This is a genomic window from Streptomyces sp. NPDC026394, from assembly GCF_055567735.1.
Map to the genome: position 1 here is coordinate 421,430 of NZ_JBVHPX010000003.1, position 23,483 is coordinate 444,912.

A 23,483-nucleotide genomic window follows, 5' to 3' on the forward strand; every position below is an offset into this window, starting at 1 on the left:
CCGACGGACGTACGCCAAGCGCTTTCTGACGGCCCGTCAGTTACGAGGCTAGCCGCGCGCCTCGGAGCCGACAAGGCGCGCGGCGGGGCACGCAGGCGCGCGACGAGGGCGGGCAGGGGTGTGCCGAGGACTCGCGGGGAGGGCGACGAGGGCGGGCAAGGGTGCGGGGAGGGCGACGAGGGCGGGGACCCGTGTCGCCATCGACAGCGGGATGATCGGCTAGTTGGGCCGGTAGGAGCCCGTGGCCTGGTCGTAGAGGCGGTCGACCTCGCGGCGTTCGTTGTCCGGGCCGATGACCTGGATGACGTGGTAGCGGCCGTTGTGGATCATCGCGAGGTTGCGTACGTACACCTGGCGGCCGCTGCTGTCCTGCCAGGTGAAGGTGCCCTCGGCCATCGCGGCCCGGCCGACGTCGATACGGCGCAGGCCGGAGGAGCCGGACCAGCTCGACTCCCGGTACGGGGCCAGTTCCGCCTCCTTGTCCTGCTGGTAGGCCATCGGGTCGGTGCCGTGGCGGGACGTGGTGTCGCGGCCGGGCACGATCAGCAGCTCGAAGTCGTTCCCCAGGTAACGGACCTGGCCGCGCTCGTTCTCCCCGCGGCGCTGCCAGCCCTTCGGGACGGCGACCTGGAAGCCTTCCGGGTCCTTGCGCACCGCGAAGCCTTCGGCGAGGTCGACGGGTTCGGTCGTCTGCGGCTGCTGCTTGCGCGAGCCCTGGTCGCCGGGCCGACCGCCGGAGCCGCCGTCAGGTGTCGAGCTCTGCGTGCCCACGGCGCCCCTGCGTTCGCGGACGCTGTCCGCGGCGCCCGCCCCCGGACCGGCCTTCGGCATGAACAGCACCGCGACCAGAATCGTGCCCACCACCAGCAGGATCACCAACCCCACGAGAAGCAGTCCGAGGCGGCGCGGGCTGCGTCCGCCCGGGGGCACGGCGCCCTCGATCCGCCGGATCTGCTTGGCCGGGCGCGGCTGCCGGGCGGGGCGGGACTGCTTGGGGGCGCGGGCCGGCTCGGCCCGGTGCGGCGGCGGGACCGTGGCCGCCGCGTGCGTGGGCGGGGCGGAGGGATGGTGGGGCTGCTGAGGCTGGTGGGCTCGGTCGCTTTCGTGGGGGTGTCGGCCGTCCTGGGTGGTGGGCGTGAACGGCTGGGCAGGAGGCTGGTACTGCGGCGGTGACTGGAACTGAGGTGGGGACGGGGGCTGGAAGTGGGATCTGCCCCGGGGGTCGTCCGTCGGCGGTATGAAGGGCTGCGGCTGCTGGTCGGCGGGCGCTTCGGAGAGGCCGGGCTGGGCGTGCTGGGTGGTTTCCCGGTACGCCACGGCCGGGCGCTTGCCCTTCGGCTGCCGCGGCGGCTTGGCCGGGCGCTGCGGCCGGGACCGGCGCGCCTTCTTGTGCCGGCCCTTGCGTACGAGTTCGCCCCGGCGCCGGAGGATCGGGAGCCGCCGCGAGTCGGACGGCCCTTCCAGCGACGGCACGGTCACGACCCGGCTGCCCACCTCGGGCTCCGGCGCGGTCCGGATCAGCGACCGCAGCCAGCCGCGCAGTTCCTCGAAGTCCGGACGGTCGGCCGGATCCTGCCGCATCAGCGACTCGACGACCGGCCGCAGCGCGCCGCACTCCTCGGCGTACGACGGCGGTTCCGAGCACACCGACTGCACCAGCTCGGCGGCGCTGTCCTCGGGGTAGGCGGAGTGCCCCTGCACGATCCGGAACAGCAGCGCGCCGACCGCCCACAGGTCGGTGGCGGGGCCGATCGGCGGCGCGAGCTGCCAGTTGGCGTGCACCGGGCCGGCCTGCTCCGGCGCCCAGCGCTCGGTGACCGGGCCGACGACGTTGATCCGCACCTGCCGTGCCCGCTCGGCGGCCAGGGCCGCGCCCGGGCGCCCGTACGGAACGGCCTGGTCCGGGTGGTCCGCGTGCTCCGAGCGCTCCGGACGCTTCGACTGCCCCGGCCCCTCCGGATGATTCGATTCCGCACCCTCCTCGGGCAAGGAGGGTCCCGCCTCCGGCGCCGGGCGCTGCACCGGCAGCGGATGCGGCACCTGGATGCCTCCGGGCCGCGGCCCGGCCCCCGGCCCCGGCAGGCTGCCGCCGTACGTGACGCTGCCCGGCCGCGACGGGGCGGCCGGTGGCGTCGGCGCGGTGATGTGGTCCCGGTACGGGCTGAAGTGCGGGTCGGCGGGGTGTGCGGGGTCGGTGGCCGCCGCGTCCTCGCCGGTGCCCGTACGGGCGGCGGCTGCCCGGGTGCCCGCCTGGTAGGCGGCTATCGCCCCGGCCCGGGCCCGGCGTGGGTCCGCTCCGGGTGACGCGTCCGGCTCCCCGCCACCGTCTCCGGTCGCCGCTTCGGGACCGGCCGGCTCCGCCACCGTCTCACCCGCCGCGGAAGCCTGCCCCGGAATGGAGGCCTGCCCCGGCACGGAAGCCTGCCCCGCCGCGGAAGCCCCCGGTATGGGCGCCTGCCCCGGCGCCGCCGCACGCTCCCCCGCGTCCGCTCCCGCCCCCTCCCCCGGCACCGGGTCGTACCCGCACAGCGCTTCCTCCGCCGCGCCCGCGGCCAGACCGGTCAGGATCGCCCGTCCGTCGTCGCAGACCAGGACCGTGCGGACAGTGATGTTGCGGTGGGTCCAGCCGTGCGCGTGCAGGGCGCGCAGGGCGGTGAGGATGTCGGCGGCGACCTCCGCCGCCCGGTGCGGGGTGAGGGTGCGTTCGGCGAGGAGCGCGGCGAGCGGGCGGGCGGCGACGCGTTCGCTGACGATCCAGAGGCTGCCGTCCTGGGCGAAGACGTCGAAGACCTGGTCGAGTTGCGGGTGGTCGGGCAGCCGGGCCGCGGCGGTCGCGGCCTCCAGGGCACGCCGTACGGCGGGGTCCCGCGGCGTACGGTCGGCCCCGGACACCCGGTGGCCGTGGCCCGGTCCGTACCCGTATCCGCCCGGCGCGGGGCGGCCGCCCGGATGCCCCGGGTCCAGGAGTTCCGCGTCCACGACTTCGGGCAGCGGCACCTGGCGTACGAGGACCTCCTGCCCGCTGTACGTGTCGAAGGCGCGGGTCTCGGCGAACTCGTACTCGTCCGCCGGTGGCACCGGCAGGCGGTAGCGCTCGGCGAGCACTCTTCCCGCGTACTCGTCCACGACGCCTCCCCAGCGCGCGATTCACGCCGCCTGCCCGGCTTTGTCCGGGAGCTCCCGGTTCCACTGGTTACCCCCAGTGGTCAAAACCGGTCGCATTCCCTCCGATTGCGGCTGCGTACGGTCTTCGGGGTCTCACGATACGTGCCGGGGGCGTGGGTTGAGGAGCGCTCCGGCCAACAGTTCCCCCAGGACTTCGCTCGCGCCCTGCGACCGTCACCGCGCACACCTCGTCGGCCTGCGCACCTCTCGGTACGCGGGCCGCGGCAGGTCAGTCCTTCACCTGGAAGGTCGCGAACGCGGTGTCCCGCAGCCGCCGGCACTCCGCCGCGTCCCAGGTGTCCGCCTTGCAGGTGACCATGATGGCGTAGCCGTGCTGGTCGTCCGCGCGGAAACCGCGGTTGAGCACGCGGACGTCCTGGCCGCTCTGCTTGCGCGTGAACGACCAGTCGGCGACCGTCGGGTAGCCCCGCCACTCGATCGGCTTGATGTCGATGCGCCGGTAGTCCTGGACGCTGCCGCGGACGGCGGGCTCCAGGCTGCGCCAGGCGGCCGCGGCGTCGCTGCCGGGCTTGGCGTTGTAGTCGATCTGGACGCGCGGGAACCCGCCCGACGCGCTGTAGATCGCGCCGGAGTTCTGACCGGCCGTGTCCGTCTGCTTCCAGCCGGACGGCAGCGCCACGGCGAAGTGGAAGCCGGGGTGGGCCACCGTCCCGTAGCCCTGCGGCAGCGCCTTGTCCTTGCCGTCACCGCCCGGCTTGCCGCCCTGACCGCCGCCCGGCTTGCCGTCCGTCGTCGGCTCGCCGGGGGTGTCCCCGGCGCTCGCCGGGGCGGAACCGGCCGCGTCGGTGGCCGCCTTGCCGGCGCCCGCCGCCCGGCCGCCGTCCTTCTCGTCGCTCCCGCTGAGCGCGAAGGCCAGCACCGTGCCGAGCACGGCGAGCACCACGACCACGGCGGCGATGACGAGCGTACGGCGGGGTACGACGTCGGTGACGGACGCCCGGGGCGGGCCGGACGGGCGCGTGCCGTCGTCCGGCTTCGGCTCCGGCCTGGCGGCGGCGGCCGCGGCGGCCGCCGCCTTGCGCACCGCCTGGAGCGCGGTCCGTACCTTCTCCTTCGCGCCCTCCGACTCGAAGCCCGTCCGGCCGGCCGAGCCGACCGCCGTCGGCCAGTTCTTCGGCCCGTTCGTCGAGCCGGTCTGCGCCGACGACTGACCGGTGGTGCTCCGCGTCGTCGAGGCGGTCGCCGCCTTGGCCCCGGAGCCCGTGCCCGTACCCGTGGTGCCTGCGCCCGTGCCCGTGCCCGATCCGGTACGGGCGCCCGATCCGGTACGGGGACCCGGCGCCGTGCGCGGACCGGCGGCCGACGCCGCGCGCGCAGCCGGCGCGTCCGGCCGCGAGGAACCGTGCCCGGCTTCCGGTGCGCGTCTCTCGGCGTCCTTGCCACGCGTCTTGGGCTTCCACTGCGGGCGGGGCATCGACGGCTTCGACCGCGCCGTCTCCCGGTCCCGGTCCTTGTCCCGGCCGCGGACCTCGGACTGCGCCGCGGGCTCCTCGGGGACGACCGGCAGGGCCATCGCCCGGGTCGCGTCCGGAGCGGGCGGTTCCGGCCCGGTGTCCTCCGGCGCGCTGGCCGCGTCCAGGAGCAGCGCCCGCGCCGCCCGGTCGTCGAGCCGCGCCGCCGGGTCCTTCACCAGCAGCCCGTAGATGACCTCTTCCAGCACACCGGCGCTCTTCGGCCGCTCCAGCGGCTCGGTCATCACGGCGGTCAGGGTGGCGATCGCCGACCCCTTGTCGTACGGAGGCACGCCTTCGACACAGGCGTACAGCAGGCCGCCCAGCGACCACAGGTCCGCCGGCGGGCCCGGCTTCTGGCCGCGGGCCCGTTCGGGCGATATGTACGAGGGCGCGCCGACGAGCATGCCGGTGGAGGTCACCGAGGGGTCGCCCTCGACCTGGGCGATGCCGAAGTCGGTGAGCACGACCCGGCCGTCGTCGGACATCAGGACGTTGGAGGGCTTCACGTCGCGGTGCAGGATGCCCTCGCGGTGGGCGGCGTTCAGCACGTCGAGGACGGCGAGGCCGACCTCCGCCGCCCGGCGCGGCGTCAGCGGGCCGTCGTCGCGCACCACCTCGGCGAGCGAGCGGCCCTCGACCAGCTCCATGACGATCCACGGGCGGTCGTCCTCGTCGACCACGTCGTAGACCGTGACCGCGCCGTTGTTGCGGATCCGGGCGATCGCCTTGGCCTCCCGCAGCGTACGGGTGATCAGGCGGCGCTTCTCGTCCTCCTCGACTCCGCCAGGGAAGCGCAGTTCCTTGACCGCGACCGTACGGCCGAGCACCTCGTCCCGTGCGCGCCAGACCGTACCCATTCCGCCCCGGCCGAGGACTTCGGCGAGCCGGTACCGGCCGGCGAGCAGCCTGCCCTCCTTGCCGTCCATCTCGACCTCGTCGCCCACTGAATCCCCTCTGCAATCCAGCCGAGTTGGCATCTCGAACACTTGTCGATCACCAAACTGGCCCAACTCGGACAACCCACCCTGGCGGAGCCTTCATTCTCTCTCATCCGCGCCCGTGGGGAAGGCCAGGGTCCACGACTCGGCGCCCGTTGCGCACCCGCCATGACGGCCCGGGAGGGCGGCGTCCCCGCTGACGAGGGCATCACCGGCGCGGTGCCGGCGGGCGCCGGGACGGCGGACGGCAGCAGGAAACGACAGGTGACGACAGGGACAAGAACGGATTCACGACGCACCGCCCGCCCCTCCCGGGTCTCCGACACCACCGGCCTCATCTCTTCCAGCGTCTCCCGCGTCCCTTCCGTCACCCTGTCCGGCTCCGGCCTCCCTACCCTCCACGCCGACACCACCCCCTCCGGTTCTCCCCGCGCCGCACGCACCCCACCCGCCGCACCTTCCTTCGCCTGCTCACCCTCACCGTGACCGGGCGCCGGCACCGTGACCGGGTCGCCCCCGGTGCCGGGGAAAGAGTTCTGCCGGGCGGACCCGGTCGCGTCGGGCCCGCCCGGCAGAACCGGCCGGCTGAGGTTCGTACCCCCTACAGCGGCACGATGTCCGGCGCCCCCAGCCGGGCCGCGTCGGCGGTCAGGTCGTCCGGCTGCCGCTGCGACTCGCGCTCCGCCTCCACCCGCTTCTCGTAGTGCTGCACCTCGCGGTCGACCTGGTCCGCGTCCCAGCCCAGGACCGGCGCCATCAGCTCCGCGCACTCGCGGGCGCTGCGGGTGCCCCGGTCGAAGGTCTCGATGGAGATGCGCGTACGCCGGGTGAGGACGTCGTCGAGGTGCCGGGCGCCCTCGTGGGTGCAGGCGTAGACGACCTCGGCGCGCAGGTAGTCGTCGGCGGCGGCGAGCGGCTCGCCGAGCCCCGGGTCGGTGAGGACGAGCTCGAAGACCTCGTCGGCCAAGGAGCCGTAACGGTTCAGCAGGTGCTCGACGCGCACCACGTGCAGGCCGGTGCGCGCCGCCGTGCGGGCCCGCGCGTTCCACCGCGCCCGGTAGCCCTCGGCGCCGACGAGCGGCGTGTCCTCGGTGACGCACTCGGCCACCCGCTGGTCGAGTCCGTGCACCGCCTCGTCCACCGCGTCCTTGGCCATCACCCGGTACGTGGTGTACTTGCCGCCCGCGACCACGACGACGCCCGGCACCGGGTGCGCGACCGTGTGCTCGCGCGACAGCTTGCTGGTCGCGTCCGACTCACCGGCCAGCAGGGGACGCAGTCCCGCGTAGACGCCCTCGACGTCGTCGCGGGTCAGCGGTGTGGCGAGCACCGAGTTCACGTGCTCCAGCAGATAGTCGATGTCGGCGCTGGACGCCGCCGGGTGCGCCTTGTCCAGGTCCCAGTCCGTGTCGGTCGTGCCGACGATCCAGTGCCGGCCCCACGGGATGACGAAGAGCACGCTCTTCTCCGTGCGCAGGATCAGCCCGGTCGTCGAGTGGATGCGGTCCTTGGGCACGACCAGGTGGATGCCCTTGGACGCCCGTACGTGGAACTGGCCGCGCTCGCCGATCAGGGCCTGGGTGTCGTCGGTCCACACGCCGGTCGCGTTCACCACCTGGCGCGCCCGTACCTCGTACTCACCGCCCGCCTCCACGTCCTGCACCCGGGCGCCCACGACGCGTTCGCCCTCGCGCAGGAAGCCGACCACCCTGGCCCGGTTGGCCGCGTCCGCCCCGTAGGCGGTCGCGGTGCGGACGAGGTTCATCACGAAGCGGGCGTCGTCCATCTGGGCGTCGTAGTACTGCAACGCGCCGACCAGGGCGTCCTTCTTCAGGCACGGCGCGACCCGCAGGGCGCGCTTGTGCGAGAGGTGCCGGTGGACGGGCAGGCCGCGGCCGTGCCCGGAGGAGACCGACATCCCGTCGTACAGGGCGACGCCGGAGCCCGCGTACCAGCGTTCCCAGCCCTTGTGGGTCAGCGGGTAGAGGAACGGCACCGGCTTGACCAGGTGCGGCGCGAGCCGTTCCAGCAGCAGCCCGCGCTCCTTCAGGGCTTCCCGTACGAGCGCGAAGTCCAGCATCTCCAGGTACCGCAGCCCACCGTGGATGAGCTTGCTCGACCGGCTCGACGTGCCCGAGGCCCAGTCGCGGGCCTCGACCAGTCCGGTGTCCAGGCCGCGGGTCGCCGCGTCCAGTGCCGTGCCGGCGCCGACGACTCCGCCGCCGACCACCAAAATGTCCAGCTCCCGTTCCGCCATCCGTGCGAGTGCTTCGGCACGCTGGGCCGGTCCGAGTGTCGCTGTCCTCACCGCTGCCTCCCGCTGTGGTCGGGGCCACACTCCCCGTCCGTCGATTTTGGCCGCGCCACCGGCCCGTATCCACCCTCCGGCGAGCCGGGCAACACCCCGCCGCCCCCGATCCGCCAATCCCCATTCTGGGCCAAATGTCCGCTTAGTCTATTTATGCTCTTATGCTTCACCGCCTCATCCGGAACCGCTCGGGAAGGACGGCAGCCAGCCATGCCCGCAGACCTCGCCGTCATCGGACTAGGCCATATCGGTCTCCCCCTCGCCCAGGCCGCCACCCTCGCCGGCGTCCGCACCATCGGCTACGACCCCGGACCGCCGCCGGCGACGGCCGCGCCGGACACCCCCGCTGCCGCGCCCCCGGACAGCCGCCCGGCCGCCACCGCGCACAGCCCGCTCACCGCGTCCGAGACCCGCCGGCTGCTCGCGGCCGGCTTCCGCGTCACCGACGACCCCACCGCGCTCGGCCGGGTCCGTACGGCTGTCATCTGCGCCCCCACTCCACTCGGCGCGGACGGCGCCCTCGACCTGACCGCGGTCGCCGACGCCGCCCGCGTACTGGCGGCGCAGTTGCGCCCGCACACCACGGTCGTCCTGGAGTCCACCGTCTACCCGGGCACCACCGAGGAATTCCTGCGCCCCCTCCTGGAAGAAGGCTCCGGTCTGACCGCGGGACGCGACTTCCACCTCGCCTGCTCCCCCGCCCGCCACGACCCCGGCAACCGCGCGCACCGCTACGGCACCGTCCCGAAGGTCATCGGCGGCCTGACCCCGGCCTGCACGGAGGCCGCGGCGGCGTTCTACGCCCGGCTCACCGACAAGGTCGTCCGCGCGCGCGGCCCGCGCGAGGCGGAGACGGCCAAACTGCTGGAGACCAACTACCGGCACCTGAACATCGCGCTCATGAACGAGATGGCGGTGCTCTGCCACGACATCGGCGTCGACCTGTGGGACGTCATCCGCTGCGCCGAGACCAAGCCGTTCGGGTTCCAGGCGTTCCGCCCCGGCCCCGGGGTCGGCGGCCACACCGCCCCCATCGACCCCAACTACTACTCCTACAAAGGCCGTTCACTCGGCTACCCGCTGCGCCTGGTCGAGCTGGCGCAGGAGGTCAACAGCCGGATGCCGCGCTACGTCGTACAGCGCTGCGCGACCCTGCTCAACGAGCACGGCAAGTCCGCGCGCGGCGCCCGCGTCCTGCTGCTGGGCGTCACGTACAAGCCGGACACCGGCGACGAGGAAGGTTCCCCGGCCCGCGAAGTCGCCTCCCGGCTCATGGAGTTGGGCGCGCACATCACGTACCACGACCCGTACGTCCACCAGTGGCAGGTCCGGGACCGGCCCGTCCCGCGCGCCGACGCCCTCTACGACGCGGCCGCCGGGGCCGACCTCACGCTGCTGCTCCAGCATCACCGCACGTACGACCTCCAGGGCCTCGCGGTGAAGGCGCAGCTCCTCCTGGACACCCGGGGGGCGACGCCGACGGGGGCCGCGCACCGGCTCTGAGCACGGCGGTATTCCGTAGCGGACATGTCAGACCGGTCTGTTAATTTGTTCCGGCGCATCGAACGTGTGCGCGTCCATGCCGACCGGTCCCGTGCCCAGCACCGCGACGGTCTTCCACCTCGGGGGAATCTTCATGAGCCAGTCCATGCCGCCTGCGCCGCAGCAGCCGCAGCAGCCCCACCAGCCGCCGCAGGCTCCGTACGGCGCTCCCGCACCGGGCGGCTTCCCGGCTCCGACGGCTCCGCCGCCCGCCCGCCAGGGCAACGCCGGCCTGGCCGTCGTGCTCGGTGTCGTCACCATGCTGGTCGCGGCCGGTGTCTACGGCGGGGTCCTCAAGGCCGTGGACGGCGCCTCGATCGGCTACGCGGCACTCGCCGTCGGCGCGCTGATCGGCGCCGTGGTGGGCAAGCTGGGCGGCCGCAACGCCGCGCTGCCGGTCGTCAGCGCGGTGCTCGGCCTGCTCGGGCTCTACCTCGGCCAGGTCTTCGGCATGGCCCTGCTAACGGCCGACGCCGCGCACGTCACGTTCACCGAGATCGTCTTCGACCACTTCGACCTGGTCCACGCGGTGTGGAAGGAGTACCTCGGCGCGATCGACGTGGTCTTCTACCTGCTGGCGGCCGCCGGCGGCTTCCAGGTCGCCAAGAAGCTCGGGGCCTGACACCCGCACGCACGCCGAAGGGCCCGGACCGCACGAGGTGTGCGGTCCGGGCCCTTCGGCGTCTGCGCGTCGTGCCTCAGGGCTTGTCGTGCTGCGACGGCGCGACCGTCACCTCGACCCGCTGGAACTCCTTCAGCTCGGAGTAGCCGGTGGTCGCCATCGCCCGGCGCAGCGCGCCGAAGAAGTTCATCGAACCGTCCGGCGTGTTCGAGGGACCGCACAGGATCTCCTCGGTGGTGCCGACGGCACCCAGGTCCATCCGCTTGCCGCGCGGCACGTCCGGGTGCACGGCCTCCATGCCCCAGTGGTGGCCGCGGCCGGGCGCGTCGGTGGCGCGCGCCAGCGGCGAGCCCATCATGACCGCGTCGGCGCCGCAGGCGATGGCCTTGGGCAGGTCACCCGACCAGCCCACGCCGCCGTCGGCGATGACGTGCACGTACCGGCCGCCGGACTCGTCCATGTAGTCACGGCGGGCAGCGGCCACGTCGGCCACCGCGGTCGCCATCGGCACCTGGATGCCGAGCACGTTGCGGGTGGTGTGCGCGGCGCCGCCGCCGAAGCCGACGAGCACGCCCGCCGCGCCGGTGCGCATCAGGTGCAGGGCCGCGGTGTACGTGGCGCAGCCGCCGACGATCACCGGGACGTCCAGCTCGTAGATGAACTGCTTCAGGTTCAGCGGCTCGGCGGCCGAGGAGACGTGCTCCGCGGAGACGGTGGTGCCGCGGATCACGAAGATGTCCACGCCCGCGTCCACCACGGCCTTGGAGAACTCGGCCGTGCGCTGCGGCGAGAGCGCGGCGGCGGTGACCACACCGGAGTCGCGCACCTCCTTGATGCGCTGCCCGATCAGCTCTTCCTTGATCGGCGCGGCGTAGATCTCCTGGAGGCGCTTGGTGGCGGCCTCGCCGTCCAGCTCCGCGATCTCCGCGAGCAGCGGTTCCGGGTCCTCGTAGCGCGTCCAGAGCCCTTCCAGGTTCAGTACGCCCAGGCCGCCCAGCTCACCGATGCGGATCGCGGTCTGCGGCGAGACGACCGAGTCCATCGGGGCCGCCAGGAACGGCAGCTCGAAACGGTAGGCATCGATCTGCCAGGCGATCGAGACCTCCTTCGGGTCGCGGGTGCGCCGACTCGGTACGACGGCGATGTCGTCGAAGGCGTACGCCCGGCGGCCGCGCTTGCCGCGCCCGATCTCGATCTCAGTCACGTGTGTGGCCCTTCCATACGATTACGTCCCCAGTATCCCCGACCGGGGACGCTGGGGACGTATCAGGGCTTGATCAGTCTTCGTTGTCGAGGAGCACCTGGGAAGTGTCCACGACGTGGACCACGACAACGATCAGCAGGCCGTCGCTGATGACGTACTCGACCGCGATGTTCTGCGTGAGCGCCAGCGACCTGGTGTTCTCGTCGCTTGAGATCGGTATGGAAATCTTCGGCCGCGGATCGTCCGCCAGCTTCCTGAGGCCCCGCTCCAGCAAAGCCCTGCAGCCCTCGGGCAAACTGTCGCGGATCTGGGCCGCGCGTTCGCTGTAACTCACCGAGTACAACATCTGGCCCCCTCAAACAGGCGCCTCAAGCCTACCGGCTTCAGCGCCGCGCGTAGTTCGGCGCCTCGGTCACCATCTGCACGTCGTGCGGGTGGCTCTCCTTCAGGCCCGCCGCCGTGATGCGGACGAAGCGGCCCTTGTCCTTCAGCTCCTCGATGCTCGCGGAGCCGACGTAGCCCATGGAGGCGCGCAGGCCGCCGACGAGCTGGTGGGCCACCGAGCCGAGCGGGCCGCGGTAGGGGACCTGGCCCTCGATGCCCTCGGGGACCAGCTTGTCCTCGGAGAGGACGTTGTCCTGGAAGTAGCGGTCCTTGGAGAAGGAACGCGCCTGGCCGCGGGACTGCATCGCGCCGAGCGAGCCCATGCCGCGGTACGACTTGAACTGCTTACCGTTGATGAAGACCATCTCGCCCGGCGACTCCTCGCAGCCGGCCAGCAGCGAGCCCAGCATGACCGTGTCGGCACCGGCCGCGATGGCCTTGGCGATGTCGCCGGAGAACTGCAGGCCGCCGTCGCCGATCAGCGGCACGCCCGCCGCGTTGGCGGCCTGCGCGGCCTCGTAGATCGCGGTGACCTGCGGCACGCCGACACCGGCGACCACGCGGGTGGTGCAGATCGAACCCGGGCCGACACCGACCTTGATGCCGTCCGCGCCGGCGTCGATCAGCGCCTGGGCGCCGTCACGGGTGGCGACGTTGCCGCCGACCACGTCGACGCGGACGTTGGACTTCACCTTGGCGATCATGTCGAGGATGCCGCGGCTGTGGCCGTGCGCGCTGTCGACGACCAGGAAGTCCGCGCCGGCCTCGACCAGCGCCTGGGCACGGTCGAACGCCTCGTCGCCGACGCCCACCGCGGCACCGACGACCAGGCGGCCCTCGGCGTCCTTGGCCGCGTTCGGGTACTTCTCGGCCTTCACGAAGTCCTTGACCGTGATCAGGCCCTTGAGGACGCCCGCGTCGTCGACCAGCGGCAGCTTCTCGATCTTGTGGCGGCGCAGCAGCTCGACGGCGTCCTCGCCGGAGATGCCGACCTTGCCGGTGACCAGCGGCATCGGGGTCATGACCTCGCGCACCTGACGGCTGCGGTCCAGCTCGAAGGCCATGTCGCGGTTGGTGACGATGCCCAGCAGCTTGCCCGCCGGGTCGGTCACCGGCACCCCGCTGATGCGGAACTTCGCACAGAGCGCGTCCGCCTCGACGAGGGTGGCGTCCGGGCGGACCGTGATCGGGTCGGTGACCATGCCGGACTCGGAGCGCTTGACCAGGTCGACCTGGTTGGCCTGGTCCTCGATGGAGAGGTTGCGGTGCAGTACGCCCGCGCCGCCCTGCCGCGCCATGGCGATCGCCATCCGCGCCTCGGTGACCTTGTCCATCGCGGCGGACAGCAGCGGGATGTTGACCTTCACGTTGCGCGAGACCCGGGACGCCGTGTCGACCGCGTTCGGCAGCACCTCGGAGGCGCCGGGCAGCAGCAGCACGTCGTCATATGTCAGACCGAGCATCGCGAATTTGGCGGGCATTCCGTCGACGTTGTCAGTCATGACACCTTCCCAAATGGTCTTGCCTCAGCGCGGACACCCATGCTAACGGCCACCACAGGCGTCTCATTCCACAACCGGTGAGGAGCGCATCACTTGTGCGTTCCTATGAAATGACCGCGGTACGGACGTACATTCCTACGGCTGCGCGTTTCTTCGACTGTACGTTCCCCCGCGGCGTCCGGCTGCCCCGACCTCCGCCGGGGACCGGAACGCCGCTCCGAGCCGGGCACCGGACAGCCCCCCGCCGGACACCGGACCATCGCCGGGGCGCGCGCCCCCGCCGGTCCGGCTACTGCTCGGCCAGGGCCCGCAGCCGGCTCAGCGCCCGGTGCTGCGCCACCCGCACCGCACCCGGCGACATCCCCAGCATCTGCCCGGTCTCCTCGGCCGTCAGTCCGACCGCGACCCGCAGCAGCACCAGCTCACGCTGGTTATCCGGCAGGTTGGCCAGCAGCTTCTTGGCCCACTCGGCGTCGCTGCTGAGCAGCGCCCGCTCCTCGGGGCCCAGCGAGTCGTCCGGCTGCTCGGGCATCTCGTTGGACGGCACGGCCGTGCTGCCGGGACCGCGCATCGCGGCCCGCTGGAGGTCGGCGACCTTGTGGGCGGCGATGGCGAAGACGAACGCCTCGAAGGGCTTGCCGGTGTCCCGGTAGCGCGGCAGCGCGCAGAGCACCGCGACGCAGACCTCCTGCGCCAGGTCCTCCACGAAGTGCCGCGCGTCACCCGGCAGCCGGGACAGCCGGGTGCGGCAGTAGCGCAGGGCGAGGGGGTGCACATGGGCCAGCAGGTCGTGGGTGGCCCGGCGATCCCCTTCCACGGCGCGTGCGACGAGATCGCCGATCTCCTGAATCCCGTCATCGCGCATCGGTCCATGGTGCCTTGGCGCGGCGCGATCCGCGGCATCAGGTCCGTACTTGTGCACCGAAGCGTTATGCGCGGCAGGTGCGCCGGCTGTCATCTCCCGCGCCCTCCCCTCGCACCGGATCGGCCCGTCCCCGAGGAACTCCATACCTCAAGGATGCGGCACCGCGCGCCGAACCGGGACGGCACTCCCGGCCCGGCACCTGCGGGACCTGCTGCCACCCCGCCCGCCATGCGGTGGGCGGGGCCCCTCATTCCCCCGCATCGCTGCACGTCACGGCCGTCCTAGCGGACCAGACCCCAGCGGAATCCGAGCGCGACCGCGTGGGCCCGGTCGGAGGCGCCGAGCTTCTTGAACAGCCGCCTGGCGTGGGTCTTGACCGTGTCCTCGGAGAGGAACAGCTCACGTCCGATCTCCGCGTTGGAGCGGCCGTGGCTCATGCCCTCCAGCACTTGGATCTCACGCGCGGTGAGCGTCGGCGCGGCCCCCATCTCGGCGGACCGCAGCCGGCGCGGGGCGAGCCGCCAGGTGGGGTCGGCGAGCGCCTGGGTGACCGTCGCGCGCAGCTCGGCGCGTGAGGCGTCCTTGTGCAGATAGCCGCGGGCGCCGGCGGCGACCGCCAGAGCGACCCCGTCCAGATCCTCGGCGACCGTGAGCATGATGATGCGGGCCCCGGGGTCGGCGGAGAGCAGCCGGCGAACCGTCTCGACCCCGCCCAGTCCGGGCATCCGCACGTCCATCAGAATCAGGTCCGAGCGATCGGCGCCCCAGCGGCGGAGGACTTCCTCGCCGTTGGCCGCCGTCGTCACACGCTCTACACCGGGCACGGTCGCGACCGCGCGGCGGAGCGCCTCTCGGGCAAGCGGGGAGTCGTCACAGACGAGGACGGATGTCATGACCGCCCTCCGCAGCTGATGCGCGTCACCTTGAGCCTCCAGGCTGGTACGTATCGTCACCTGAGCGATCGACCGCCTCGGACACCTGCCCGAGACCTACCTCCGCCAACCGCTTCCGCCCTCTCAACGACGGTCACTCGAAAGAGTTACGGGTTCGACAGCCGCCTTCGGCACTCTACGTGAGGGCTCGGACACGCAGAAGATGCACGGCCGAGTATCGCCCCGCTTCATCACGCTATGCCCTATTCGGTGGCTTTTCTTCCGTTTTCACGGTGTCTGTGGCTAGATTCGCAATGAGTCATATTTACATCTACTTAGACAGTAGATGTACGGTCGTGAGCACCGAGCCCGAACCGGTATCGCTTCGAGGGGACTAGCAATGGCAGATTTCTCGCGCCTTCCGGGCCCGAACGCAGATCTCTGGGACTGGCAGCTGCTCGCCGCGTGCCGTGGCGTGGACAGTTCCCTCTTCTTCCATCCCGAGGGCGAACGCGGCGCCGCCCGCAGCGCGCGTGAGACATCGGCGAAAGAGGTGTGCATGCGCTGCCCGGTGCGCGCCCAGTGCGCGGCGCACGCCCTCGCCGTCCGCGAGCCGTACGGGGTGTGGGGCGGGCTGACGGAGGACGAGCGCGAAGAGCTGATGGGCCGGGCGCGGCACCGGCTGGTGCCGGCGACGGCGGTGGTGGGACACCTCGGCGCCGGGGGTGGCTGAGAGCCCGGACTGAAGAAACGTTTCCTCGGAAACTTCACCCGATCGGCGCAGTCAGGCCGGGTCCCCGCCGGGCGCCGATCGCCGCCTTCGAGCCCGCGCCGGGTCCAGGGCCGGAGTCATGGCCAGGGCCGGACGTCTCAGCGCCCGACCGCGCCCGCCAGCCGCCCGAGCATCGCCTCGACCGCCGGGACCTGTGCGAGGTCCGGCAGGGTGAGCGCCACGACCTCGCGCTGCACGCACGGCTCCATCGCGACCGTACGGGCCCCCTTGTGCCGTACCGACTCCAGCGCCAGCTCCGGCAGTACGGCGACGCCCAGACCCGCGCCCACCAGGCCGATCACCGCCGGGTAGTCGTCCGTCGCGAAGTCGATGCGCGGGGTGAAGCCCGCCCCCTCGCAGACCTCGACCAGGTGCCGCCGGCAGCGCGGGCAGCCCGCGATCCACGGCTCGCCGGCCAGGTCGGCGTAGCCCGCCGTCCCGGCGTCGGCCAGCCGGTGCGTCTCCGGGACCAGACCCACCAGCCGGTCGACCAGGATCGGCCGGACGACCAGGTCGTCCCACTCCGCCTCGGCGGCGGGGTCGGCGCCGCGCACCTCCGGGTACCGGAAGGCCAGCGTGATCTCGCAGTCGCCGTTGCGCAGCATCTCGACCGAGCGCGGCGGCTCGGCCTCGACCAGGGAGACGCGGGTGCCGGGGTGGTCGGCGCGCATGGCGGCCAGGGCGGTGGGCACCAGCGTCGAGCTGCCGGAGGGGAAGGAGACCAGCCGCACCCGCCCGGCCCGCAGCCCGGCGATGGCGGCGACCTCCTCCTCGGCGGCGGTCAGCCCGGCCAGGATGCCGGTGGCGTGGCGCACCAGCGCCTCGCCCGCCTGCGTCAGCCGCATCTCGCGGCCCGTACGGATCAGCAGCGGGGTGCCTGCGGACTGTTCGAGGGCCTTCATCTGCTGGCTGACGGCGGGCTGGGTGCAGCCGAGCGCGCGGGCGGCGGCGGAGAAGGAACCGGTCCGGGCGACAGCGCGCAGCACACGGAGATGGCGGGCCTCGATCATGCTCCGAGCATAAGCGGACCTTGGGGTGAGCGGGAAATAATGACTCGCTGCTTTGGCCGGATGCCAGTAGCGTGCCGCCATGAAGCTTCTGTCTGTGAACGTGGGGCGGCCGGGGCCCATGGAGTACCCCGGTGCGACGGGCAGTACGGGCATCGGAAAGCAGCCCGTCGACGGGCCGGTGGCGGTCTCCGCGCCCGGCCCCAAGGGCGTCGCCGGCAGTGGTCTGGCCGGGGACGCGGTGGTCAATCTCCAGCATCACGGCGGCGACGACCAGGCGGTGTACGCCTACGCCCGCGAGGATCTGGACGTCTGGGAGAAGGAACTGGGCCGCACGCTGCCCGCCGGGATGTTCGGGGAGAACCTCACCACCAGCGGCCTGGACGTGACGTACGCGCTGATCGGCGAACGCTGGCGCGTCGGCCCTCGGCTGCTGCTGGAGGTGACTTCCGCGCGCATCCCCTGCATGACCTTCCAGGGGCGGCTGGGCGAGCCGGGCTGGATCAAGCGCTTCACGCGGGCCGGGGTGCCCGGCGCGTATCTGCGGGTCCTGGAGCCGGGCGAGATCCGGGCCGGGGACACGATCACCGTCGAGCACCGCCCGGACCACGACGTGACCATCGCCCTCGCCTTCCGCGGCATGACCACCGAGCGCGAGGTGCTGCCGCGGCTCCTGGAGACGGGTGCGGCACTCCACCCCGAGCTGCGCGAATGGGCGCTCAAGTACATCCGTGCACAAGAGGCTTGAACCCGCCTGAACGGGGCGCCCGGGCCCCGGCCGACGGGCACCGGCCGGGGCGGTCGGCGTGCGCGGATGCGGATAGCGTGCCCGTATGACGACTGCATTGATTACGGGAGCGACGGCGGGCATCGGCGCCGCTTTCGCCCGCCGGCTGGCGGGCGACGGCCACAACCTGGTGCTCGTGGCGCGCAACGAGAAGCGGCTGCGCGAGCAGGCCACCGAGCTGCACGACCGGCACGGCGTCGAGGTGTCCGTGCTGGTCGCCGACCTGGCGACGGAGGACGGCATCGCCGCGGTCGAGAAGCGGCTCGGCGACCGCACCCACCCGGTGGACCTGCTGGTCAACAACGCGGGCTTCGGCAACAAGGGCGAGTTCCTGGACGTGCCGATGGCCGACGAGCTGATGATGCTCAAGGTGCACTGCGAGGCGGTGCTGCGGCTGACGTCGGAGGCGCTGAAGGGGATGCGCGAGCGGCGTCGTGGCGGGGTCGTCAACGTGGCCTCGGTGGCCGCGTTCGTGCCGCGCGGCACGTACGGGGCGAGCAAGGCGTGGGTCGTGCAGTTCACCCAGGGCGCCGCCCGTGACCTGGCGGGCAGCAACGTACGGCTGATGGCGCTGTGTCCGGGCTTCGTGCGGACCGAGTTCCACGAACGGGCCGGAATGGGTACGGACAACATCCCCGACTGGATGTGGCTGGACCCCGACAAACTGGTGGACGCTGCGATGAAGGACCTGGCGCGCGGCAAGTCGCTGTCGATCCCGGACCCGCGCTACAAGGCGCTGATGGGCGTGGCGAAGTTGGCGCCGCGCAACCTCCTCGGCGGGATCACGTCGAAGACGGGACGCAAGTACGGGCCGCAGTGACGCGGCGCGGTACGGGCCGTGGGTGGTACGGGCCTTAGGGCGCGGCCCGTACCGTCCTGGAGTCGTCAGTGGACGCCGGGGCCCTCGTAAGCGCCGATGGTGGGGGCTCCGGCGGGCAGCGGTGTGCCGAAGTAGTCGCGGCCGCCGTTGCCCGCCACGTGCCGTCCGGCGGCGTGGGCAGGTGACCCGGCGGTCAGGCGGAAGTCGTCGCGCAGTCCGGGGTCGGCCGTGGTGCCGCCGGGGTTGGCGGGCAGGTGCGCCGGCGGCAGGCCGTGGAAGACGTTGTGGTCGAAGCGCAGGCCGGGTGTGGGGTTCTTGAGGGCGTAACCGCCCTGTCCGCGGCTGACGAAGATGTTGTTGCGGACGGTCAGTTGGTGGTCGGTGGTGGTGGGGGACGAGGTGTCGTCCTGGACCAGGTAGGCGGGGATGCGGTCCGTGTTGAGGAAGCTGTTGTTGTAGATGCGGGTGTCGAGGACGGGACCCGCGCAGTTCTGGATCAGGCGCGCGCCGTCGTTGCGGCTGACGTTGTAGCGGACGGTGGTGCCGACGGTCTTGGCGCCGCTGTACGGGCACAGCAGCAGGAAGCCGCCCTTGTTGTCGTGGCTGTTGTTGTACTGGAACACCGTGTTCCGGGAGGCGCCGTCGGCGTCGAAGGACATGCCGTCGTGTGTGTTGCCGCCGCCGGAGACCTCGTTGAACTGGACGAGGGTGTCGTCGGTGTTGAACGTCCAGACCCCCGCGTTGGCCGAGGGCGAGCGGAGCTGGAAACCGTCCACCCGGTTGTGCTCGACGACGGCGCCCGCCGTGGTGTCCAGCTTGATGCCGTCGCCCGCCAGTGACCTGAGGGTGTTGTGGTGGACGCGGACCCGGGTGCTCGGGGTCCAGGCGCCGGGGTAGGTGTGCGGATCCTGCTGGTTGCCGACGAGGGGGCGCCTGGACCAGGTGGACTTGAAGTACACGCCCTCCCGGTCGACGTCCTCGATGCGGTTCCCGGCGATCTCCAGCCCGTCGTAGCGGCTGGGCCGCGCCGTGCCCTCGACCGCGACATGGATGCCGCTGGACCCGGTCAGGGTCTTGGCGTCGCCGCCGCGTACGTCGTGCACGTACAGCCCGGTGACCGCGATACCGCGGGCGGTGCCGTAGTCGGTCAGGCGCAGCCGTACGCCGTTGCGTTCGCTGCCGAAGCGTGCCGCGTTGACGATTTCCAGCGCGCTGAGCCGTACGTACTGCGTGTTGCCCAGCAGCACGGTGTCGTGGGCGCCGGCCCCGTCCAGTCGGGCACGGGCGGCGGCGCTCCCGTAGTCGGCGATGGTGAAGGGCGCGGTGGCGGAGCCCTCGCCCCTGGGGGCGAGGGTGCCGGTGCAGGTGATGCCGCGGCGGAACAGCAGGCGGTCGCCAGGCCCGTACGGCTGAGCGTTGGCCTGGGCCAGGGTGGACCAGGGGCGGGCGCGCGAGCCGTCGCCCCCGGCGGGCGCGGCGCAGTCGACGTGGAAGGCGTGGCCTGCCGAAGCGGAGGGGCGGTCGGCGGCGCACGCGCCGGGGGCTGCGACAAGCGTGAGCGCGGCGGACAGAGCGAGCACGGTGGGCCAAGCGCGCGCGGCGGCGCGCGGTCCGGGTCTCATGGCCCTGTTCCTGGTGCGGTTCCTGGTCCGGGTCGCATGGTCCGTGGGCCTCCGTTACGGGGCGGTGGCGGTGTCCGCGGTCAGGGTCAGGGTGCTGGTGGTGCCGTCCTTCCAGGTCACGTGGATGGCGTGGGAGCCGCTGAGCCGGACCTCGGCCAGCGTGCGGGCCGGCGCCGGGTCGGCCTCGGCGGTGAGCGAGGCGATCGAGACGAAGAGGGCGGCTTCGGGGACGTCCGGCACCGTGCCGTCGAGGCAGGCGGTGCGGGTGTGCTCCCCGAAAGGCGTGCTGCCGGTCGGTACGGTCCGCGGCTGCCCGCCGTCCTGGGTGAAACCGTGTACGGCGTGGAGCTGGGCGGTCGGCCCGTCGTCCGGGACGGCCCAGCCGGTCTGGCGTACGGGCGTGCCGGGCGCGGCCCCGGTGACGAGGTGGACGCGTACCTCGGCGCGGCCGTGCGCCAGCGTCGCGGACCGGACCCGTACTCCGGCGAGTTCGGAGCCGTCCGCGCGGCGCGGTGTGTGCGCCGAGGCGGCCCAGCCCGGTCCGCTGCCCAGCGGTTCGACCGGGCCGCGGCCGGTGGACGCGCCGTCCACCAGCAGCGCGAAGTGGTTGTCCGGGGTCGCGACGGGGGTGGTGTCGGAACCGGGGTTCGCCGCCGTGTCCACGATCGCCACGGCCTCCTCGGCGGCCGACGGCCCCGTACGCGTCGAGTAGGCGAACCGCGCGTAGTTCGGGTCGGCCGGGCCGAAGACCGAGGAGCTGCCGTGGTTGTGCAGCCTGACCAGCCCGTCGGCTGCCGTGGCCTGCACGAGCAGGCCGGGTGCGCGCAGCGTGGTGACGGCGTCCTCGGTCTCCGCCGGCAGCGGCTCCTCGCGCTCGGTCCAGGCGGGGTGGCCGTCCGGCAGCAGCAGGCCGAGCAGCCCCTTGGACGCCCAGTACGGGGAGGCGGGCCCGGAGTAGCCCTGGAGCATGGGGGCGTACGGGCCGTACCAGCCGAGCGGCAGGAGCCCTTCGTCCGTCACGGCGCCGTGGTCGACGAAGTGCCGCAGGGTGCCGGAGGCGAGGCGGCGGGTGGCGCCGGGGCTGAGCGGGGTGTGGCCGGTGAGCGCGCCGAGCCAGGGCGCGGCGAGGGTGGCGAAGCGGTAGGTGAGCGAGCGGCCGAACGGCATCGGGGCGCCGTTGGCGTCGAACATGCGGCGGTAGCCGTCCAGGTGGGCGCGCAGCCGCTCGCCGTACGTGTCGAGCAGCGCGCGGTCGCCGGAGAGATGGGCGTGCAGGACGGGATAGAAATGCAGCGCCCAGCCGTTGTAGTGGTCGAACGCCTGGTTGTCGCCGTCGCTGTACCACCCCTCGCCCCGGTACCAGCCGTCGATCCGCTCCAGCGCGCGGTCGACGGACGCCTGCGCGCGTTCCGTCTCGACGCCCGCGTCGAGGAGGAAACCGCCGACGGTCAGGCCGAACAGCCACCAGTTGTTGTCGATGGGCGGCGGGTCGAGGGCGGGCAGCAGCCAGTCGACGGCCCGGGTGCGGACCTTGTCGTCCAGGGTGTCCCACAGCCAGGGGCGGGTCAGCCGCAGGCCGAGGGCGACGGAGGCGGACTCGACGATGGCCTGCCGGGTGTCCGGGATGACCGGCCAGGCGTCGGGGTCCTTGCCGTCCAGTCCCGGTTCGGTCACCGGGTGCTCGGTGCCCGCGGCGAGCCCTTCGCCGTAGCGCGCCAGGTAGCCGTGCGGGTCCCGGCCACCGCTCCCGGCCACCCGGAAGGCGGCCGCGAGGAAGGTACGGGCGTAGCCTTCGAGGCCGTCCGAGCGCGGTCCGGCCCAACTCGGACGGGCGCCGGGGAGGTTGATGAGGCCGTTGCGGGGCGACGCGTACGGGACGACCGCCTGCAGGAGGCCGTCGGCCGTGGCTTCCCAGTGCGCACGGGTCCAGCCGGTGTACGGACTGCGCTCGCGGTCCTCCGGCGGCAGGGCGCCGGTCTTCCGGCCGGCGGGCCGGGCGGACTGCGGGGGCTGGGCGGGCTGGGGCACGGTCATGAGCGCTTCCCTTACGGTCGACGACCCCAGGAATCCTCAACTCGCCGCGATCGAACGTCAAGACCACCTGATCGAACGACCGTTTGCTGGGCCGTTCGATCACGCTGCACTAGGGTGCGTCCGCACCGTTTTCTCTTGTTTCTCTTGGAGACGGGCCGGGTCCGGGACCGGCCGCCGTCCCGGCCGGCACCCGTCCACCACACCGCGAGGGGGCTGCCGCCGTGCGCGAGCGTGCTGTGCAACGTCATGACCGCCTGCTGTCCTTGGTACGGCAGCGCGGCTCGGCCCGCGTCACCGACCTGGCCGACCAGCTCGGCGTCTCACCCGTCACCGTACGGCGCGACGTCGAGGCGCTGACCGGCAAGGGCCTGCTCGACCGGGTGCACGGCGCGGTGTCCTGGCCCCGGCGGCGCGACCGGGCCGCCGACGGCCGCGCGCCCGCCGCCGAGGGGCCGGTGCTGGGCCTGCTGGCGCCCTCGGCCACGTACTACTTCGCCGACGTGATCCGCGGCGCCCACGAGGCCGCGGCGCGGGCCGGGGCCCGGCTCGTCCTGCGGATATCCGACTACCGGCCCGAGGAGGACCCGGCGCGCGCCGAAGGACTGCTGTCCGCCGGCGCCGAAGGGCTGCTCGTCGCGCCGGGCTGGCGCGGCCCGGGCGACCCGGCCGAGTACGGCGGCTGGGTCGCCGAACTCCCGGTGCCCGTCGTGCTGTTGGAGCGCAGTGTGCCGCCGGGCAGCCCGCTGGCGGGGCTGGACCGGGTGTGCTCGGACCACGGCCACGGGGTGCTGCTCGCGCTGCGCCACCTGATCGCGCGGGGACACGCGGCGCCACTGCTGGTGGCCCGCGCCGACAGCCCGACGGCGCTCGCCGTACGCGAAGGGTACGACGCGGCGCTGCGGGCCCTCGGCGTGCCGCGGCCGCGGCCGGCGATTGGGTCGGTGCCCGCCGAACTGGACCCGGCGGGCTTCGAGCGGGCCGTACGGGAGCTGCGGGCGGCGGTGGCCTCGGGGGAGGCGACGGCGGCGCTGGTGCACAACGACGTGGACGCGATCCAGATGGTGCAGCGGCTCGCCGAACTGGGCGTACGGGTGCCGCGCGACCTGGCGCTGGTCGCGTACGACGACGAGGTGGCGGCGCTGGCGGACACACCGCTGACGGCCGTGGCGCCGCCCAAGCGGGAGGTGGGGCGGCAGGCGGCGGGCCTGCTGATGCACCGGCTGCGCGAGCGGGCCGGAGGGGGTGGCGGTGGGGCGGCAGGCGGCGGGGAGCCGGGCGGGGAAGGTCTCGGGGGGCCGGGTCCGCGGCGCCACCTCACCCTGCTGCCGACACTGCGGGTCCGCGCTTCGTGCGGGGCGGGGAGCGGTACCGGGGCGGGAAGCGGTACGGAGGCGGGCGCGGGAAGCGGTACGGGCGCGGGTGCGGGCGAAGGCACCTGACCCGTCTGCCCCCCTCCCGCCACCCGCTCCCGCATTCCGCCCCTCCCCACTCCCCGGCCGCTCGGCCACCTCCGGACGCCGCACCCGCCTCCCCCATCCTGTTCTTTTTTCGATCAATCAATCTT

The 23,483-nt window shown here is 73.0% G+C and carries 17 protein-coding genes; 6 read left to right on the forward strand and 11 right to left on the reverse strand.

The genetic code is table 11. From position 1 onward, the window contains the following. Positions 1-219 precede the first annotated feature (219 nt). The 3 genes from ACZ4QV_RS10245 to ACZ4QV_RS10255 all read right to left on the reverse strand — a co-directional run bounded on the left by ACZ4QV_RS10245 (position 220) and on the right by ACZ4QV_RS10255 (position 7,886). Entirely contained in the window at positions 220-3,126 is a 2,907-nt protein-coding gene (locus tag ACZ4QV_RS10245) for a protein kinase (protein WP_361584421.1), read from the reverse strand. Positions 3,127-3,394: 268 nt separating this feature from the next. After that, the gene (locus ACZ4QV_RS10250) at positions 3,395-5,566 is read right to left on the reverse strand and encodes a serine/threonine-protein kinase (protein WP_467762815.1); all 2,172 of its coding nucleotides are present in this window, start codon (positions 5,564-5,566) and stop codon (positions 3,395-3,397) included. 613 nt (positions 5,567-6,179) lie between these two features. Continuing rightward, a complete protein-coding gene (locus ACZ4QV_RS10255) occupies positions 6,180-7,886 on the reverse strand; it encodes a glycerol-3-phosphate dehydrogenase/oxidase (RefSeq protein ID WP_361149312.1) in 1,707 nt (568 codons plus the stop codon). Between the two features lie 210 nt (positions 7,887-8,096). Here ACZ4QV_RS10255 and ACZ4QV_RS10260 point away from each other — a divergent pair, with 210 nt between their 5' ends. Both ACZ4QV_RS10260 and ACZ4QV_RS10265 read left to right on the forward strand, forming a co-directional pair. Continuing rightward, on the forward strand, positions 8,097-9,389 hold the full coding sequence (locus tag ACZ4QV_RS10260; RefSeq protein ID WP_361584415.1) for a nucleotide sugar dehydrogenase: 1,293 nt from the start codon (positions 8,097-8,099) through the stop codon (positions 9,387-9,389). A gap of 76 nt (positions 9,390-9,465) precedes the next feature. Then, entirely contained in the window at positions 9,466-10,050 is a 585-nt protein-coding gene (locus tag ACZ4QV_RS10265; protein WP_361149306.1) for a hypothetical protein, read from the forward strand. Positions 10,051-10,126: 76 nt separating this feature from the next. On the opposite strand, the gene ACZ4QV_RS10270 is transcribed toward ACZ4QV_RS10265, so the two are convergent. The 5 genes from ACZ4QV_RS10270 to ACZ4QV_RS10290 all read right to left on the reverse strand — a co-directional run bounded on the left by ACZ4QV_RS10270 (position 10,127) and on the right by ACZ4QV_RS10290 (position 14,898). Further along, on the reverse strand, positions 10,127-11,254 hold the full coding sequence (locus tag ACZ4QV_RS10270; RefSeq protein WP_361149303.1) for a GuaB3 family IMP dehydrogenase-related protein: 1,128 nt from the start codon (positions 11,252-11,254) through the stop codon (positions 10,127-10,129). A gap of 73 nt (positions 11,255-11,327) precedes the next feature. Beyond that, positions 11,328-11,588: a hypothetical protein gene (locus ACZ4QV_RS10275; RefSeq protein ID WP_467762765.1), complete on the reverse strand. Its 261-nt coding sequence runs from the start codon at positions 11,586-11,588 to the stop codon at positions 11,328-11,330. Between the two features lie 49 nt (positions 11,589-11,637). Then, a complete protein-coding gene (gene guaB / locus ACZ4QV_RS10280; RefSeq protein WP_361149298.1) occupies positions 11,638-13,140 on the reverse strand; it encodes an IMP dehydrogenase in 1,503 nt (500 codons plus the stop codon). 289 nt (positions 13,141-13,429) lie between these two features. Further along, positions 13,430-14,005 carry a sigma-70 family RNA polymerase sigma factor gene (locus tag ACZ4QV_RS10285; protein WP_361149296.1) on the reverse strand — a complete coding sequence of 192 codons (576 nt, stop codon included), beginning with the start codon at positions 14,003-14,005 and terminating at the stop codon, positions 13,430-13,432. Positions 14,006-14,286: 281 nt separating this feature from the next. Further along, positions 14,287-14,898 carry a response regulator transcription factor gene (locus ACZ4QV_RS10290; RefSeq protein ID WP_003948568.1) on the reverse strand — a complete coding sequence of 204 codons (612 nt, stop codon included), beginning with the start codon at positions 14,896-14,898 and terminating at the stop codon, positions 14,287-14,289. Positions 14,899-15,277: 379 nt separating this feature from the next. Between ACZ4QV_RS10290 and ACZ4QV_RS10295 the strand changes: the two genes are divergently transcribed. Continuing rightward, a complete protein-coding gene (locus tag ACZ4QV_RS10295; RefSeq protein ID WP_361149293.1) occupies positions 15,278-15,610 on the forward strand; it encodes a WhiB family transcriptional regulator in 333 nt (110 codons plus the stop codon). Between the two features lie 137 nt (positions 15,611-15,747). Here ACZ4QV_RS10295 and ACZ4QV_RS10300 read toward each other — a convergent pair whose 3' ends face one another. After that, complete coding sequence (locus tag ACZ4QV_RS10300; protein WP_361584408.1) at positions 15,748-16,659, reverse strand: LysR family transcriptional regulator; 912 nt, start codon at positions 16,657-16,659, stop codon at positions 15,748-15,750. Between the two features lie 79 nt (positions 16,660-16,738). Here ACZ4QV_RS10300 and ACZ4QV_RS10305 point away from each other — a divergent pair, with 79 nt between their 5' ends. Both ACZ4QV_RS10305 and ACZ4QV_RS10310 read left to right on the forward strand, forming a co-directional pair. Next, the gene (locus ACZ4QV_RS10305; RefSeq protein ID WP_361149288.1) at positions 16,739-17,404 is read left to right on the forward strand and encodes an MOSC domain-containing protein; all 666 of its coding nucleotides are present in this window, start codon (positions 16,739-16,741) and stop codon (positions 17,402-17,404) included. Between the two features lie 85 nt (positions 17,405-17,489). Further along, positions 17,490-18,263, forward strand: a complete 774-nt coding sequence (locus ACZ4QV_RS10310; protein WP_361149286.1) for an SDR family NAD(P)-dependent oxidoreductase — start codon at positions 17,490-17,492, stop codon at positions 18,261-18,263. A gap of 65 nt (positions 18,264-18,328) precedes the next feature. Here ACZ4QV_RS10310 and ACZ4QV_RS10315 read toward each other — a convergent pair whose 3' ends face one another. Continuing rightward, on the reverse strand, positions 18,329-19,885 hold the full coding sequence (locus ACZ4QV_RS10315; protein WP_467762766.1) for a right-handed parallel beta-helix repeat-containing protein: 1,557 nt from the start codon (positions 19,883-19,885) through the stop codon (positions 18,329-18,331). 54 nt (positions 19,886-19,939) lie between these two features. Next, on the reverse strand, positions 19,940-21,919 hold the full coding sequence (locus ACZ4QV_RS10320) for a DUF2264 domain-containing protein (RefSeq protein ID WP_467762767.1): 1,980 nt from the start codon (positions 21,917-21,919) through the stop codon (positions 19,940-19,942). Positions 21,920-22,140: 221 nt separating this feature from the next. On the opposite strand from ACZ4QV_RS10320, the gene ACZ4QV_RS10325 reads away from it, so the two are divergent. Next, the gene (locus ACZ4QV_RS10325) at positions 22,141-23,358 is read left to right on the forward strand and encodes a substrate-binding domain-containing protein (protein ID WP_467762768.1); all 1,218 of its coding nucleotides are present in this window, start codon (positions 22,141-22,143) and stop codon (positions 23,356-23,358) included. Positions 23,359-23,483 lie beyond the last annotated feature (125 nt).